The sequence below is a fragment of the Ruegeria sp. BF6 genome, from assembly GCF_056538665.1.
The window spans coordinates 114039-128923 of record NZ_JBQFTN010000004.1; the positions used below are offsets into that span (position 1 = coordinate 114039).

A 14885-nucleotide genomic window follows, 5' to 3' on the forward strand; every position below is an offset into this window, starting at 1 on the left:
GCGCACCCTGCCACCAAACTGGGACACCTACAATCTGAAGAACCAAGTATGCCGCGACGCAGCGAATTGACATATCCCGAAAATTGCGCTTTAGAACGCTTGAACGTAATTTTCTTGCCCACGCAAAGCACGAGGCCCCATTATGACGCAGACGCAGAAAGATCGCCCCTGGCTCATCCGAACCTATGCCGGTCATTCCACCGCCAAGGCGTCGAACGCGCTGTATCGTGGCAACCTAGCCAAGGGTCAGACGGGTCTGTCAGTAGCCTTCGATCTGCCGACTCAGACCGGGTATGACAGCGACCATACTTTGGCTCGCGGAGAGGTGGGCAAAGTGGGCGTTCCCATCAGCCATCTGGGCGACATGCTGGTTCTTTTCGATCAGATTCCGCTGGAGCAGATGAACACCTCGATGACGATCAACGCCACGGCCCCTTGGCTGTTGGCGCTGTACATCGCTGTGGCCGAGGAACAAGGCGCGGATGTCGCGAAACTGCAGGGCACCGTTCAGAACGACCTGATCAAGGAATACCTGAGCCGTGGTACCTATGTTTGCCCACCAAAACCGTCGCTGAAGATGATCGCGGATGTAGCCGAGTACTGCTATACCAACGTGCCCAAATGGAACCCGATGAACGTGTGTTCCTATCACCTGCAAGAGGCAGGTGCGACGCCCGAGCAGGAGCTGGCTTACGCGCTGGCCACCGCCATCGCCGTACTGGACGAGTTGCGCCCCCGCGTCCCGGCCGAGGATTTCCCGGCGCTTTGCGGCCGGATTTCGTTCTTCGTGAACGCCGGTATCCGCTTTGTCACCGAGATGTGCAAGATGCGCGCTTTTGTTGATCTGTGGGATGAGATTCTGAAGGACCGCTACGGCGTCGAAGACCCTAAATTCCGCCGCTTCCGCTATGGGGTGCAGGTGAACTCGCTGGGCCTGACCGAGCAGCAGCCGGAAAACAACGTCTACCGCATCCTGATCGAGATGCTGGCCGTAACCCTGTCGAAAAAGGCGCGCGCCCGCGCTGTGCAGTTGCCCGCATGGAACGAGGCGCTTGGCCTGCCGCGCCCTTGGGATCAGCAATGGTCGATGCGGATGCAGCAGATTCTGGCCTACGAGACAGACCTGCTGGAATTCGGTGACCTGTTTGACGGCAACCCGGCCGTGGATGCCAAGGTCGAGGAGTTGAAAGAGGGTGCGCGGGCCGAATTGGCCAACCTGGATTCGATGGGTGGTGCGGTTGCCTCGATCGAATACATGAAATCGCGTTTGGTCGATTCGAATGCGGAACGTCTGAACCGGATCGAACGCAATGAAACCGTTGTTGTCGGCGTGAACAAATGGACCGAGGGCGAGCCCTCGCCACTGCAAACCGAAGATGGCGGCATCATGGTCGTCGATCCGGCCGTGGAACAGGAACAGATTGCCCGGCTGAACGAGTGGCGGTCCGAACGTGACGACGCGGCCGTTTTGGCGGCTCTGTCCGCGTTGCGCGAAGCGGCGCAGACCGGGGCCAATGTCATGGAGCCGTCGATTGCCGCCGCAAAGGCCGGCGTCACCACCGGCGAATGGGCCGAGGAAATGCGCAAGGTCTACGGCACCTATCGCGGCCCGACCGGCGTGTCCGGTTCCGTGTCGAACAAGACCGAAGGTCTGGACGACCTGCGCGCCGCCGTTGATGCGGTCAGCGACAAATTGGGGCGCCGTCTGAAATTTCTGGTCGGGAAACCGGGTCTGGACGGCCACTCCAACGGCGCCGAACAGATCGCCTTTCGTGCCCGCGATTGCGGTATGGATATCAGCTATGAGGGTATCCGCCTGACACCCGAGGAAATCATCGCCGCCGCGATCGAGGACAAGGCCCACGTAATTGGCCTGTCGATCCTGTCCGGCAGCCATATCCCGCTTGTGCAAGACGTCATGACGCGCCTGCGCGAGGCCGGTTTGGACGGTGTTCCCGTGATCGTCGGGGGGATCATTCCCGATGACGATGCTGCAAAACTCACGGCAATGGGTGTGTCCAAGATCTATACGCCCAAGAATTTCGAGCTAAATGCAATTATGGGCGATATTGTGACTCTGGTCGATCCGCAGAACATTGCGGCCCAATAACGGCCGCGATTTTGTTATTATCTCCAAATCCATTGCCTTTAAGTAAGGGATGGATAAAAGCCGGATTTCAACTTACGGTAGGCTATTACGCCTATTCGTGGTGTATTTCGAAATGGAGAAAGAAATGGCGATCAGCCTTGAGAAAATGTCACGCAAAGAACTGCTGGAATTGCGTGATCAGGTGGAAACTGCCCTAAAAAGCGCGGAAAAGCGCGAGCGTATTGCGGCGCTGAAAGCCGCAGAAAAAGCCGCCGCTGAATTTGGGTTCTCTCTTTCGGAACTCTCAGCAGGCGCAGCAAAGTCGACCAAAAGCCCAAAATCCAACGCGAAATACAAAAACCCTGCCAACCCTGACCAGACTTGGTCCGGTCGCGGACGCAAACCGCAATGGGTTCACGATGCATTGAATGCCGGCGCTGATATATCGGATTTGGAAATCTGACGGGAATTGGATCAGAGATGACAATTCATATTGGTGCCGAAAAAGGTGAAATCGCTGAAACCGTTTTAATGCCCGGCGATCCGTATCGGGCGAAATGGGCCGCAGAGTCGTTTTTGCAGGATGCAAAACTCGTTAATAACGTGCGCGGCATGCTGGGTTATACCGGTACCTGGAAAGGGAACCCGGTTACAATTCAAGGCAGCGGGATGGGAATGCCGTCCCTGTCGATCTATGCCAATGAATTGATCCACGATTATGGTGCCAAAACTTTGATCCGGATCGGTTCGTGCGGCGGGATGCAGGACAGCGTCAAAATCCGCGATGTGATCCTGGCGATGACATCGACCACCCTCAGCACGCCATCGCGCGGCATCCTGAAAGAGTTGAACTTTGCGCCCTGCGCCGATTGGGGCTTGCTGCAGGCTGCAGCCAAAGCTGCCGAAGCCAAAGGCACGCCCACCCATGTTGGCGGGATTTATTCGTCCGATGTCTTCTATGACGAACGCCCCGATCTGAACGAACAGATGGTGCGGCACGGCATCCTGGGTGTCGAGATGGAAGCCGCCGAGCTGTACATTCTGGCCGCACGCCACAACTGCCGGGCGCTGGCCGTCCTGACCGTGTCCGATCATCTTCTGACGGGTGAGGCTCTGCCCTCGTCGGAACGCGAAAGCAGCTTCGGCGAAATGGTTGAGATTGCCCTGCAGGCGGCTTTTCCGGACACTGCATAAACAAAAAACAGGGCGCGACATCGCCCTGTTGTTTTACTGTTTGCCCTGCAGGCAGTCTGTCGGGGCGTTTTCCCCGTCTTGCCGCGCCCCACAATAGGCGCAAATCCAGACACCTTCTTTTCGGTGCTGCCGCCATCGGCAATCGCGTGTCAGAGAGGACGTCCGTGACCGCCAGACGAAGTAGGCAAACACGCCAGCGGCCAGTAAAAGCAAAAGAATGGGCATGCTTATGCATTGCCCAATCTCTGCGTGAATTCAAGCGTCAGGCGGCGTTCGCGTATTCGAACAGCTCTGGTTCGTGCTGCTCTTGAGACACGAGCGCAGGTTCAGGAGTGTAGTAGGCCCAGGCCTGTTCCAACAAAGCCAGAGCTTCGGCTGCTTTGGTGTTTTCTGCTTTTTGTTCTTGCATCGGAGCGATCCCGTTTCGGTTCCATCACTCCTCCCTGCAGGCAGGATAGACCTGAACAGAACGGTTTGCATTGCATAGTATTGCAATCTCGCCATGCACTCGCCGCAATGCGGCAAGTGCTGACTATTAGGCGTCGCTTAAACTCCGCGATCGATCATCATCTTCTTGATCTCGGCAATTGCCTTGGCCGGGTTCAGACCTTTCGGGCAGGTTTTGGCGCAGTTCATGATCGTGTGGCAGCGATACAGTTTGAACGGATCTTCCAGCTCATCCAGACGCTCTCCTGTGGCCTCATCGCGGCTATCGATGATCCAGCGATAGGCGTGCAGCAGTGCGGCCGGCCCAAGATAACGGTCGCCGTTCCACCAGTAGCTCGGGCACGAGGTCGAGCAGCTGGCGCACATCACGCATTCATAGAGACCGTCCAGTTTCTTGCGGTCTTCGATAGACTGCTTCCACTCTTTCGCGGGACGGTTTGTCTTGGTTTCCAACCACGGCATGATCGAGGCGTGCTGGGCGTAGAAATGCGTCAAGTCGGGGATCAGGTCCTTGACCACCGGCATATGCGGCAGCGGGTAGATTTTCACGTCGCCCTTGATCTCATCCATGCCATAGATACAGGCCAGCGTGTTGATGCCGTCGATATTCATCGCGCAGGACCCGCAGATGCCCTCGCGGCAGGACCGGCGGAAAGTCAGCGTCGGGTCGATCTCATTCTTGATCTTGATCAGCGCGTCCAGAACCATCGGGCCGCAGCTGTCCATATCAACGAAATATGTGTCGAGCTGCGGGTTTTTGCCGTCTTCCGGGTTCCAGCGGTAAATCTGGAACTTCCGAACATTGGTCGCGCTTTCCGGCTTGGGCCAGGTTTTGCCCGTCGTGATGCGCGAATTCTTGGGGAGGGTCAGTTGTACCATAAGTTCCTCTCCTTAGAACGTCCGCGCCTTGGGCGCGATTTTCTTGAGGCTGATGCCGCCTTCGTCTTCGGTGGTCAGCGGATCAACGATGACCGGGCGATAGCTGAGGTCTACCTTGTTGCCCTCAACGCGCGACACGGTGTGGACACGCCAGTTCTCGTCATCACGCTCGGTGAAGTCCTCATGCGCGTGCGCGCCACGGGACTCCTTACGAGCCTCGGCACCGACGATGGTGGCCAGAGCGCTCGGCATCAGGTTGGTCAGTTCCAGCGTTTCCATCAGGTCACTGTTCCAGACCAGAGAGCGGTCGGTGACTTTCAAGTCGTCCATCTTGGCGGCGATTGCCGTCATCTTCTCAACACCCTCGGCCATGGTCTTGGCGGTCCGGAACACGGCCGCGTCTTCTTGCATGGTCCGCTGCATCTCAAGCCGCAGATCGGCGGTCGGGATTGCACCGCTTGCGTTGCGAACCGCGTCGAACCGGTCAAACGCCTTGTCCACCGAAGCCTGGTTCAGAACTGGGTTCGGTGCCTTGGCGTCAACAACCTCACCCGCCCGGATCGCGGCCGCGCGGCCGAACACCACAAGGTCGATCAGCGAGTTCGAACCCAGACGGTTCGCACCGTGGACCGAGGCACACCCCGCCTCACCCACGGCCATCAGGCCTGGTACGACGCCGGTTGGGTTATCAGCGGTTGGATTCAGTACCTCACCCCAATAGTTGGTCGGAATACCGCCCATGTTATAGTGCACGGTCGGCAGAACCGGGATTGGTTCCTTGGTGACGTCGACACCGGCAAAAACGCGCGCCGATTCCGAAATCCCGGGCAGACGTTCGGCCAGTGCCTCAGCGGGCAGGTGGCTGAGGTTCAGGTGGATGTGATCGCCATTGTCGCCATGTCCACGACCTTCGCGGATTTCCATGGTCATCGAGCGCGAGACATAGTCGCGGGGCGCGAGGTCCTTGTACTGGGGCGCATAACGCTCCATGAACCGCTCGCCTTCCGAGTTCGTCAGGTATCCACCCTCGCCGCGTGCGCCCTCAGTGATCAGGCAACCAGAGCCGTAGATGCCGGTCGGGTGAAACTGAACGAATTCCATATCCTGGAGCGCCAGACCCGCGCGGGCCACCATCCCGCCACCGTCACCGGTGCAGGTATGGGCCGAGGTCGCGCTGAAATAGGCCCGGCCATAACCACCGGTCGCCAGTACAACCATCTTGGCGTTGAAAACATGCATCGTGCCATCGTCGAGCTTCCAGCAGACAACACCCTGACATTGCCCATCCTCGGACATGATCAGGTCGATGGCGAAATACTCGATGTAGAACTCGGCATTGTTTTTCAGTGATTGACCGTACAGCGTGTGCAGGATCGCGTGGCCAGTCCGGTCAGCGGCGGCACAGGTTCGCTGCACGGCGGGACCTTCGCCAAATTCTGTGGTGTGGCCACCAAAGGGACGCTGATAGATTTTGCCTTCTTCAGTCCGGCTGAAGGGCACGCCATAGTGCTCCAGCTCGTAAACCGCCTTGGGTGCCTCACGCGCGAGATACTCCATCGCGTCGGTATCGCCCAGCCAGTCCGAGCCCTTAACGGTGTCATACATGTGCCACTGCCAGTGGTCCGGGCCCATGTTGGAAAGCGATGCGGCGATACCACCCTGCGCCGCAACCGTGTGCGAGCGGGTCGGGAAAACCTTGGTGACACAAGCCGTACGCAGGCCTTGTTCCGCCATGCCCAACGTCGCCCGCAGACCTGCACCACCAGCGCCTACGACAACGACGTCGTATTCGTGGGTTTCATATTCATATGCTGCTGTCATTGTTCTTGTTCCTTACCGCGCATCATCACAGGGCCAGCTTGACCAGGGCAAACAGCCCGGCCGCCATCAGCGTGTAACCCAGGGCCCACATTGCAGCGAGAGAGACTTTCTCCATGACGCCGTGCACATAGTCCTCAATCGCTTCCTGCGCCTCGTACATCAGTTGCAGCAGCCCCACGATCAGCGTGAGCGCCGTGACAAGAGCCGGGAACGGACGGCTGAAATAGGCCACGACTTCTTCGTGGGTTCCGCCAATGCCAGCGCCGAAGGTGAAGATGAAGATCGGCACCAATACGGTCAGGATCATCGCCCGAACCATTGTCCGCCAATGAGTGAGTGTGCCGGATTTCCCTGCGCCCAGACCCTGCGCGCGCTTGCGGTCAGTCAGATATCGCATGTGCCGTCTCCTTAAACCACAAGCACGGTGATCAGGGTCAGGACGGTCGCACCAACGAACATGCCCAGCCCCAGTTTCTCGGCGGTCTCGATGTCAAGGCAATAGCCGAAATCCCAGAGCACGTGCCTTAGGCGGCCCAGCGTGTGATACCACAACCCCCAAGTCGCAGCCGCCAGGATGAGGTCGCCGAACCAGCTGCGTAGAAACCCGTCGATCCCCGCAAATGCGCTTTCCGACGTCGACGCGGCCAGTAGCCACCAGACAACCAGAATTGCAACGGCGAACACCCCGATCCCGGTCAAACGAACCATGATCGAAGACAGAGACGTCATCTGGGGGCGATATATCATAATATGTGGCGAGAGCGGGCGGTTGCCCCGATTGACATCGGCCATGTCGGCTCCTCTTTCGTTGGCTACCAGTCGTTTTACTCGTTTTTGCCAATCTGTCACGTGCTGCGTGCGCAAAAACAGGTAAAATGGGGACAAAACCGCAGATTTTGGGAAATTGTGATCACACAAAATAATACTGTGATCACAAAACTTATACAGTCAAATCAATGTTAGCGCCCCAAGGTTGCGATCATTGTGATCACGAATCTGTAGCACTCACTTTAAAGCGGCGGATTGCTGCGTCACTTCGCGTAAAAGCTTTTTCCGGATCCGTTCGGGATAGTCAGCAAAACCGGAGGCCGACACGACAAACGCACCTTCGCCAACAATGACGTTTTCAAAGAAATAGGCGGTCAGGTCGGGCTCGCTTTCCTCGATTGCGATTGCGTTGACCGTGACCCCCCGATTGCGTAACACGCCGTGCACCTCGGTCGGCTCGACCCCTTCGTTGGACACTCCGTCGCCCGAAATGTCGATCAGATGCCGCGTGCACTCGGACACGTCGTCAAAGCTGGATAGCGTCATCTCAAGCGCCTCACCTATTGCGGTCGAAAAATTGCGCCAGACCCGGGGGTCGGCAGCCACCTGATCGGCAAACCGTTCGAGCGTGTCGAAACTGTCGATCCGGGTCCACGGGATCGTCACCTTCTGGCGCGATGCTCCGGTCCACTGCACCAGCATCAACTGCGCTTGCCCGCGAACCAGCGCCTCGGACACGAGGGGGTCACGCAAACCTGCGGCCAGCCCGTCCATCTGAATGCGGTATTCGCTTGTATCGACCGACCCGGACACATCCACCGCCAAAGCCAGCGCAAGATCGCAGGCCAGCGCGGGCGGGGTCAGGAACAGGCAGGCAGCAAGTGAGCGGAACAGGACCATGACCGCAGCCTAGCATGAATGTCGCAGGCTGCGATCAAATGAATGTGGGGCGACCTCAGATAGGCATCAGCGCCCAATAGTCCAGATCTAGCAGCACCTCGGGCTTGTACCGCCCATCTTCACCCTTCAGTTCGAACGGCGCACCACCCTTGGTGGCGACCAGTCGCAGTCGGATGGCGCCCACACCAGGCACACCGGTTTCGGCCTTGTCCAGAACCTCGGACCAAGCCTTGATCGTGTCGCCCGAGAAACAGGGGTTGGCATGTGCGCCACCGTTCAGGCCAACAATCATCTGCGCATTGGCCAGACCGTTGAACGACAGCGCCCGCGCCATCGAGATCACATGCCCGCCATAGATCAACCGACCATCCGGGCGGAAGGTCAGGTCAAAATGCACTTTGGCCGTGTTTTGCCACAGGCGGGTGGCCAACATGTGCTCGGCCTCTTCGACGGTCACACCATCAACGTGGTCGATGGTTTCACCGATCTCGTAATCGCCCCAGCGATGGGCTTCCCCGGATTGAACAAAATCATAGTTCGAAAAATCGAGTCCCTCAGGCACAACCAGATCGCCCGGCTCCAGCGCCTTTTTCAGGTCCGGCACCACTGCTTCGGGCGCGGGGGCGTCAATGTTCGCTTTGCGCACCATCACCCAGCGCACATACTCGATCACCACCTCATCGCGCTGGTTCAGTCCGCGTGTGCGCACCCAGACCACGCCGGTCTTGCCATTCGAGTTCTGCTTGACCCCGATCACTTCGGACTCAGACCGCAGCGTATCACCGGAATAGACCGGTTTCAGCCAGCGCCCCTCGGCATAGCCCAGATTGGCAACCGCGTTCAGCGAGATATCGGGAACGGTCTTGCCAAACACCACGTGGAACGCCGCCAGATCATCTATCGGACTTTGCGGCAGACCACTGGCCCGGGCAAACTCGTCCGAGGAATAAAGCGCATGTCGCGCGGGGTAGAGCGCGTGATACAACGCCCGTTCACCGTCGGTTACGGTGCGCGGCACTGCGTGGTGCAGCACCTGCCCAACGGAGTAGTCCTCGAAAAAGCGGCCCGGATTGGTTTTTGCCATTATTGCTGTCCCAGTTTCATTTCGGCAGAATAGTCGGCCTTGACTTCTTTGGTCACGGCCTGCGCACAACGCATGACGCTGTTGGCGGCGTCATAGGCATAAGAGGGGTCGCCATACAGTTCCCACCCTTTTGCCAGCGCATCCGACACCTTGTGGCAGAAGGCGGATGTGTCTTCCTCGGTCAACAGACGATAGAGTTTTGCCAATTTGTCTGCTCCTTATGACGGGAACGGCGATGGGCCGACCAGTCCGTGAATGTAACCGATGATCCCGAACAGCACGATCGAAGCCACAAAGAACATCGCGTCCTTGCCGTAGGTGCCGGGCTCAGCCGGAGACCAGTCAGGCTCGGCGCGGTTGATCACGACCACCTCAACCATGGCCCATAGGAACAGACCACCGAACAGGATAATCGAGGCCAGATCGCCATTCACAAGCAAATGTGCAAAGGCCCAGGCACGGAAACCGGCCAGCATCGGGTGGCGCATCTTGTTCAGCAGGCGACCTTTCTGACCAGCGGGGCTCATCATGTAGATAGCAATCAGCACCAGTAGGTTGTTTATGTGGATCATGAAGGACGGCGGCGACCAGACATGGATGAAGTCGGTCATGCGATAGCCGAAGATCATCAGCAATATCGCTACGACCAGCGCCAGCGCCACTGCGCCTTTGCCACCATTGCCCATGGCCGCGCGCTGCGCCGGCATCACGCGCTTGAACAGATGGGCGGCCCACCAAAGCGCCACCCCAAGAATCAGAAGAACAAAGCCCATGCTGGCTTACCCCGCTTGCAAAGCTGAAATCGCCTCCGCTTTTGCCAGAATTTCGCGGGCAGTTACAACATGCAGGTTTTCAACGATTTTGCCATCGACGACAGCAACACCCTGCCCTTGCGACTCAACCTCTTCAAAAGCCGCAATCTGGCGGCGGGCCAGGTCGATTTCGGTATCCGACGGGGCATAGGCCGCATTGGTGATATCCACTTGTGCAGGATGGATCAGGGTTTTGCCGTCAAAACCCATGTCACGGCCCTGTTCGCATTCGGCGGCCAGACCCTCGCCATCCTTGAAGGCATTATAGACACCGTCGACAATGATCAGACCCTCAGCCTTTGCAGCCAGCAAGCACAGACCCAGAGAGGTCATCATCGGCAGGCGATCCGGGCGGAAACGAGTCTGCAACTCCTTGGCCAAGTCGTTGGTGCCCATGACGAACCCGGCCATCAATGGGTGCGCCGCGATTTCGGCAGCGTTCAGCATGCCGCGCGGAGTCTCCATCATCGCCCAGATCGGCATGTCGCCAGTAATCGCAGCCAACGCTTCCACATCAGCGGCAGAATTCACCTTTGGCAGCAGCACCACATCAGCATCCATCTCACGCACCGCTTCGGCATCGGCGCGACCCCATTTGGTGTCCAACCCGTTGATGCGGACGATCTTGACCCGCGAGCCGTAGCCCCCGGCCGTCAAGGCAGTTTTGAGTGTTTCGCGGGCGTTTGCCTTTTCATCTGCCGAAACTGCATCTTCGAGGTCAAATATGATCGCATCCACCGGCAAGTTACGCGCCTTATCCAGCGCCCGGTCACGCGAGCCGGGAATATACAGAACGGAACGATAGGGGCGCTGACGGGGGTCCATTGGCCTCTCCCTTTGAAAGATTGTTGCGCGGAATGGGCCATTTTTTGCCGGAAAGTTCAAGAGGAAAATTGCCGCAACGCAGCATACGTGACGCAACGCGCGGAGTTTTAACCAGATTTCTGCGCCCCACCCGCACCCTGATTGCAGATGGAATCAAAAGGGGCGAGTGATGAAAAAGACGCTTTTCAAAATGACGATGGGCCTTGGGCTCATGGTCCTGGCCGCGCAACAGGTTCAGGCCCGCACCTGCGCCCCGCGCGAAGACGTGGTGAAACGGCTGGTCGGGGCCTATGGCGAGACACGCCGCGGCATCGGCATTGCACGGCAGGGTGCGATGATGGAGGTCTATGCCTCGGATCAGACCGGAAGCTGGACCATAACGGTGACACTGCCGGATGGAATGACTTGCCTGATCGCGACCGGCCAAGCCTATGAGCAGATGGCCGAGGCGCTGCCCCCCAACGTCTAGGTCAGCGCGTCCCAGATCAGTTTGCTGCCGGTAATAGTCAGCAGTACATACGCTATGCCAAAGAACAGGCGCTCGGACAGCATGAAATGAGCCCGGACGCCCAGCCACGCACCAAGGATTGCAAATGGGGTCAGCAGAAGATCCGCCAACACCGTGTGCCAGGTAAACATGCCCAAATAGGCGTAGGGGATGAACTTCGCGCCGTTGATGACCCAAAAGACCAATACGGTCGAGGCCTGGAACTCGGTTTTCGACAGGCGCTGAGACAGCAGATAGACGGCGGCTGGCGGACCGCCTGCGTGACTGACAAAACTGGTGAAGCCCGCGACCAGACCCGCGAACAACCCGGCGGGGGCAGGCAGGCGATTGGCAAAACCGCGGATCAGACCTTTGCTCTGCGCCATGTGCCAGAGCACGAAACCGACCGAAATCCCGCCAATCAGCAGGCGCAGCAAGTCGTCATTTGTTGCACGATAAAGCCATGCACCCAGTGCGACACCCGGTACGGCACCCAATATCAGCAGCCGTGAATCCGGCCAGCTCCAACGTTTCCAGTACGGCCCCAGAGTGGTCACATCGATCACCATCAGTATCGGCAACATCAGCGCCAACGCCTGCCCGGGCGTGAGGATCAGGGCCAGAATCGACGACGACGCAAAGGCCACGCCCGAGCCGAACCCACCCTTCGAGATACCGGCAAAGATCACCGCCGGGATTGCCACAGCAAAAAACATCAGGTTCAATTCGAACATGCGGCATCCCGTAAATAGGCTTGTCTAACAGGCCGTTTAGCGCAATCACCAAGTACAGTGCAAACAGTATGCGGTTGTATGCCACGCAGCATAACCCTTGCGCGAAAACCATTTACCGACTAGCACAACCGCGATTTCAAAACCGACCGGAGATATTCCAAATGGCCAGACCCAAGATCGCGCTGATCGGCGCAGGTCAGATCGGCGGCACGCTCGCCCACCTCGCAGCAATGAAGGAACTTGGTGACGTCGTCCTGTTCGACATCGCCGAAGGCATCCCGGAAGGCAAAGCGCTGGACATCGCTGAGTCCGGTCCTTCGGAAGGGTTCGACGCCAAATTGAAAGGCACCCAGTCCTACGAAGACATCGCAGGCGCAGACGTCTGCATCGTGACCGCCGGTGTGCCGCGCAAGCCGGGCATGAGCCGCGACGACCTGCTGGGCATCAACCTGAAGGTCATGAAATCGGTCGGTGAAGGCATCGCCGCCAACGCGCCCGACGCGTTTGTCATCTGCATCACCAACCCGCTGGACGCGATGGTCTGGGCTCTGCGCGAATTCTCGGGTCTGCCGCACAACAAGGTCTGCGGTATGGCTGGCGTTCTGGACTCGGGCCGTTTCGCTCATTTCCTGTCGGAAGAATTCAACGTGTCGATGCGCGACGTGACCGCATTCGTTTTGGGCGGCCACGGCGACACCATGGTGCCGTCGGTTCGTTACTCAACCGTCGCCGGTATCCCGCTGCCCGATCTGGTCGAGATGGGCTGGACAACACAAGAGAAACTGGACGCGATCGTGCAGCGCACCCGTGACGGCGGCGCCGAGATCGTCGGCCTGCTGAAAACCGGTTCGGCCTTCTATGCGCCTGCAACTTCGGCAATCGAAATGGCCGAAGCCTATCTGAAAGACCAGAAGCGCGTTCTGCCCTGCGCCGCCTATTGCAACGGCGAACTGGGCGTTGAAGGCATGTATGTGGGCGTGCCCACCGTGATCGGCGCGGGCGGCATCGAGCGTGTCGTCGACATCAAGCTGAACGAAGAAGAGCAGGCCGGTTTCGACAACTCGGTCAACGCCGTGAAGGGCCTGATCGAAGCGTGCAAGGGCATCGACAGCTCGCTGGCTTGACGATACACGCATTGATCGTAAGGTTAAACGCGTCGGGGCAACTCGGCGCGTTTTTCTATTACAGGCCATATACTTATGAAGAAACTGCTTTTGATCGCCCTGTTGGGCATCGCCACTGGCACTGCCGCCCAAACGACCCTACCGACATTGACGCAACGTCTGGAAACAGCCCACGAAGGGTCATTCGAGCGCGGAACGCTTGAGACGCTGCGGGCAGTGGAAGCTCTGCTGCAGACCCAATACCAATATGGGATAGGTCGTGGGTTTGGCCGGGTTTTTGGAATGGGACGCGGCGGATTCGCCAACCCCGAGCCGGAAAGCCGTACACCGTCAACCTTTGCCGAGATGATTCAGGCCTTCGCCGCAAACCTCGATTTGGCCCGTGGGACACTGGCGCAGACGAACCCCGAGACAGCAAAACCGTTCGAGCTGGTGGTGACCGATCTGTGGCTCGACATCAACCGCAACGGGTCCTTGGACGAAGGTGAGAGTGTTTCGAACCTGTTGGTTCAATTTGCTGTGCCCCGCACTGCGCGTCCCGACAAAGGTGAGGCCGTCGCGCCCATCACCGTACGCTTCGACGGGGCCGATCATGCATGGCTGACGGCGTATACCTACATGCTGTCGGGCGTGGCCGAGGGCATTCTGGCCTTTGACCCTTCACCCATTTTTGCCGACTTGCTATTTGCCGAGGCCATGTTGGCGGATGCGCCAACAATTCCCAACACCTATGTTGTTGATGCGATCGTTCTAAAGATCGCGGCATTGGAAGTTGAACGGAATGATCTGCGGACACTCCAGGTTCAACAGAGGGAAGCGCTTGAACAGTTGCGCGAGCGGCAGCGTGAATTGGATGAGCAAATCAGAGCGCTGCCCGAAGGAGAAGAGCGGACCGAATTGGAACTGCAGCGGGAAGACGTATCGGAGCAAACCAGCATTGTTTTTGATGCGAGCCAAAGAGCCATGCGACAACATGGACTGATACGCCGAGAGATCCGAGCGCATGAGAGCAAGCTTCCAGCGGAAGTATTTGCCGATGACTCCAATGAACTCAGCTTCCACAACATAGAACGGCAGATGAATCGTATAGTTCGCGATTCAATACCGGACGAAACACGCAACGCAGTTTACGCGTTGATCAAAGCACTGGACTCCGAACCCGACCCCGTAAGAATTGCACGCGCGAGGGATCACTGGCTGAACATGCTGGCGCAAAACCACATATTCTGGGATGCGTTGGCGCGTGAAACGGATAATGACCGCGAGTGGATTGCGAACCCGAACCAAAAAAGTGCATTGGGCATAACACTGGACGACCAAACGATTCGGGCCTGGAAGAGCGTTCTGGACGACGCGCAGGCCGTTTTGGAAGGCCGCCTTCTGGCCCCGCATCCGTTCTTGCCCGCAGAGTACGGGATAGACGTCTCGGCCTGGTTCGACGATCCTGCACCGATTGATCTAATATCCTGGCTTCACGGACGGGCTGCCATACCTTATGCCGCCAAGGGCCCCAAGATAACCAATGCAAACTGGATGGCTTTCCAGCGGATGACACAAGGTAACGCCGGAAGTTTCGCGCTTTATTTCAACTGACGCGCTGCCCGCCCCGGGATTTCGTCAATTAGATTCGAATCGATAAAAAAGTTTTGTGATCACACCCCAAAAACCTGTGATCACAAAAGTGAAAAATCTCCACTAAAAACCGCTTTGGCATAAAAAAA

General features: G+C 58.0%; 17 protein-coding genes. 6 read left to right on the forward strand and 11 right to left on the reverse strand.

The features are described 5' to 3' along the window. Positions 1 to 142 precede the first annotated feature (142 nt). The 3 genes from ACR0IM_RS13155 (at position 143) to deoD (ending at position 3283) form a co-directional block, all read left to right on the forward strand. Positions 143 to 2110 carry a methylmalonyl-CoA mutase family protein gene (locus ACR0IM_RS13155; protein WP_480682184.1) on the forward strand — a complete coding sequence of 656 codons (1968 nt, stop codon included), beginning with the start codon at positions 143 to 145 and terminating at the stop codon, positions 2108 to 2110. 124 nt (positions 2111 to 2234) lie between these two features. Beyond that, positions 2235 to 2552, forward strand: coding sequence for an H-NS histone family protein (locus ACR0IM_RS13160; protein ID WP_480592855.1), 318 nt, complete (start codon positions 2235 to 2237; stop codon positions 2550 to 2552). A 17-nt stretch (positions 2553 to 2569) separates the two neighbouring features. Beyond that, a complete protein-coding gene (gene deoD / locus ACR0IM_RS13165; protein ID WP_480641810.1) occupies positions 2570 to 3283 on the forward strand; it encodes a purine-nucleoside phosphorylase in 714 nt (237 codons plus the stop codon). Between the two features lie 262 nt (positions 3284 to 3545). Here the strand turns inward: deoD and ACR0IM_RS13170 are convergent, their stop codons facing one another. From ACR0IM_RS13170 to ACR0IM_RS13215, 10 genes are all read right to left on the reverse strand, one after another. After that, a complete protein-coding gene (locus tag ACR0IM_RS13170; protein WP_480592851.1) occupies positions 3546 to 3692 on the reverse strand; it encodes a hypothetical protein in 147 nt (48 codons plus the stop codon). A gap of 137 nt (positions 3693 to 3829) precedes the next feature. Further along, the gene (locus ACR0IM_RS13175; protein WP_480592849.1) at positions 3830 to 4609 is read right to left on the reverse strand and encodes a succinate dehydrogenase iron-sulfur subunit; all 780 of its coding nucleotides are present in this window, start codon (positions 4607 to 4609) and stop codon (positions 3830 to 3832) included. A 12-nt stretch (positions 4610 to 4621) separates the two neighbouring features. Then, a complete protein-coding gene (sdhA, locus tag ACR0IM_RS13180; protein WP_480682185.1) occupies positions 4622 to 6430 on the reverse strand; it encodes a succinate dehydrogenase flavoprotein subunit in 1809 nt (602 codons plus the stop codon). A 25-nt stretch (positions 6431 to 6455) separates the two neighbouring features. Then, positions 6456 to 6827, reverse strand: coding sequence for a succinate dehydrogenase, hydrophobic membrane anchor protein (locus ACR0IM_RS13185; RefSeq protein WP_170333372.1), 372 nt, complete (start codon positions 6825 to 6827; stop codon positions 6456 to 6458). 11 nt (positions 6828 to 6838) lie between these two features. Further along, a complete protein-coding gene (gene sdhC / locus ACR0IM_RS13190) occupies positions 6839 to 7222 on the reverse strand; it encodes a succinate dehydrogenase, cytochrome b556 subunit (RefSeq protein WP_480682187.1) in 384 nt (127 codons plus the stop codon). A gap of 213 nt (positions 7223 to 7435) precedes the next feature. Continuing rightward, a complete protein-coding gene (locus ACR0IM_RS13195) occupies positions 7436 to 8098 on the reverse strand; it encodes a DUF1194 domain-containing protein (RefSeq protein WP_480592840.1) in 663 nt (220 codons plus the stop codon). A 55-nt stretch (positions 8099 to 8153) separates the two neighbouring features. After that, positions 8154 to 9182, reverse strand: coding sequence for a MaoC family dehydratase (locus tag ACR0IM_RS13200; RefSeq protein WP_480682188.1), 1029 nt, complete (start codon positions 9180 to 9182; stop codon positions 8154 to 8156). Beyond that, the gene (locus ACR0IM_RS13205) at positions 9182 to 9388 is read right to left on the reverse strand and encodes a DUF1737 domain-containing protein (protein WP_480592836.1); all 207 of its coding nucleotides are present in this window, start codon (positions 9386 to 9388) and stop codon (positions 9182 to 9184) included. Before ACR0IM_RS13205 ends, ACR0IM_RS13200 begins: the two co-directional genes overlap by 1 nt. Before the next feature lie 12 nt (positions 9389 to 9400). Continuing rightward, positions 9401 to 9955 carry an NnrU family protein gene (locus ACR0IM_RS13210; protein WP_480592834.1) on the reverse strand — a complete coding sequence of 185 codons (555 nt, stop codon included), beginning with the start codon at positions 9953 to 9955 and terminating at the stop codon, positions 9401 to 9403. 6 nt (positions 9956 to 9961) lie between these two features. Further along, positions 9962 to 10819 carry an HpcH/HpaI aldolase/citrate lyase family protein gene (locus ACR0IM_RS13215; RefSeq protein WP_480682189.1) on the reverse strand — a complete coding sequence of 286 codons (858 nt, stop codon included), beginning with the start codon at positions 10817 to 10819 and terminating at the stop codon, positions 9962 to 9964. A 169-nt stretch (positions 10820 to 10988) separates the two neighbouring features. Between ACR0IM_RS13215 and ACR0IM_RS13220 the strand changes: the two genes are divergently transcribed. After that, a complete protein-coding gene (locus tag ACR0IM_RS13220) occupies positions 10989 to 11288 on the forward strand; it encodes a hypothetical protein (protein ID WP_480682190.1) in 300 nt (99 codons plus the stop codon). Here ACR0IM_RS13220 and ACR0IM_RS13225 read toward each other — a convergent pair. Next, positions 11285 to 12040 carry a sulfite exporter TauE/SafE family protein gene (locus ACR0IM_RS13225; RefSeq protein WP_480682192.1) on the reverse strand — a complete coding sequence of 252 codons (756 nt, stop codon included), beginning with the start codon at positions 12038 to 12040 and terminating at the stop codon, positions 11285 to 11287. The genes ACR0IM_RS13220 and ACR0IM_RS13225 overlap by 4 nt on opposite strands. Positions 12041 to 12201: 161 nt before the next feature. Between ACR0IM_RS13225 and mdh the strand changes: the two genes are divergently transcribed. Continuing rightward, positions 12202 to 13164 (forward strand): malate dehydrogenase, encoded by a 963-nt coding sequence (gene mdh / locus ACR0IM_RS13230; RefSeq protein ID WP_480592827.1) that lies wholly within the window; start codon positions 12202 to 12204, stop codon positions 13162 to 13164. 75 nt (positions 13165 to 13239) lie between these two features. Next, entirely contained in the window at positions 13240 to 14757 is a 1518-nt protein-coding gene (locus ACR0IM_RS13235) for a hypothetical protein (RefSeq protein WP_480682193.1), read from the forward strand. Positions 14758 to 14885 lie beyond the last annotated feature (128 nt).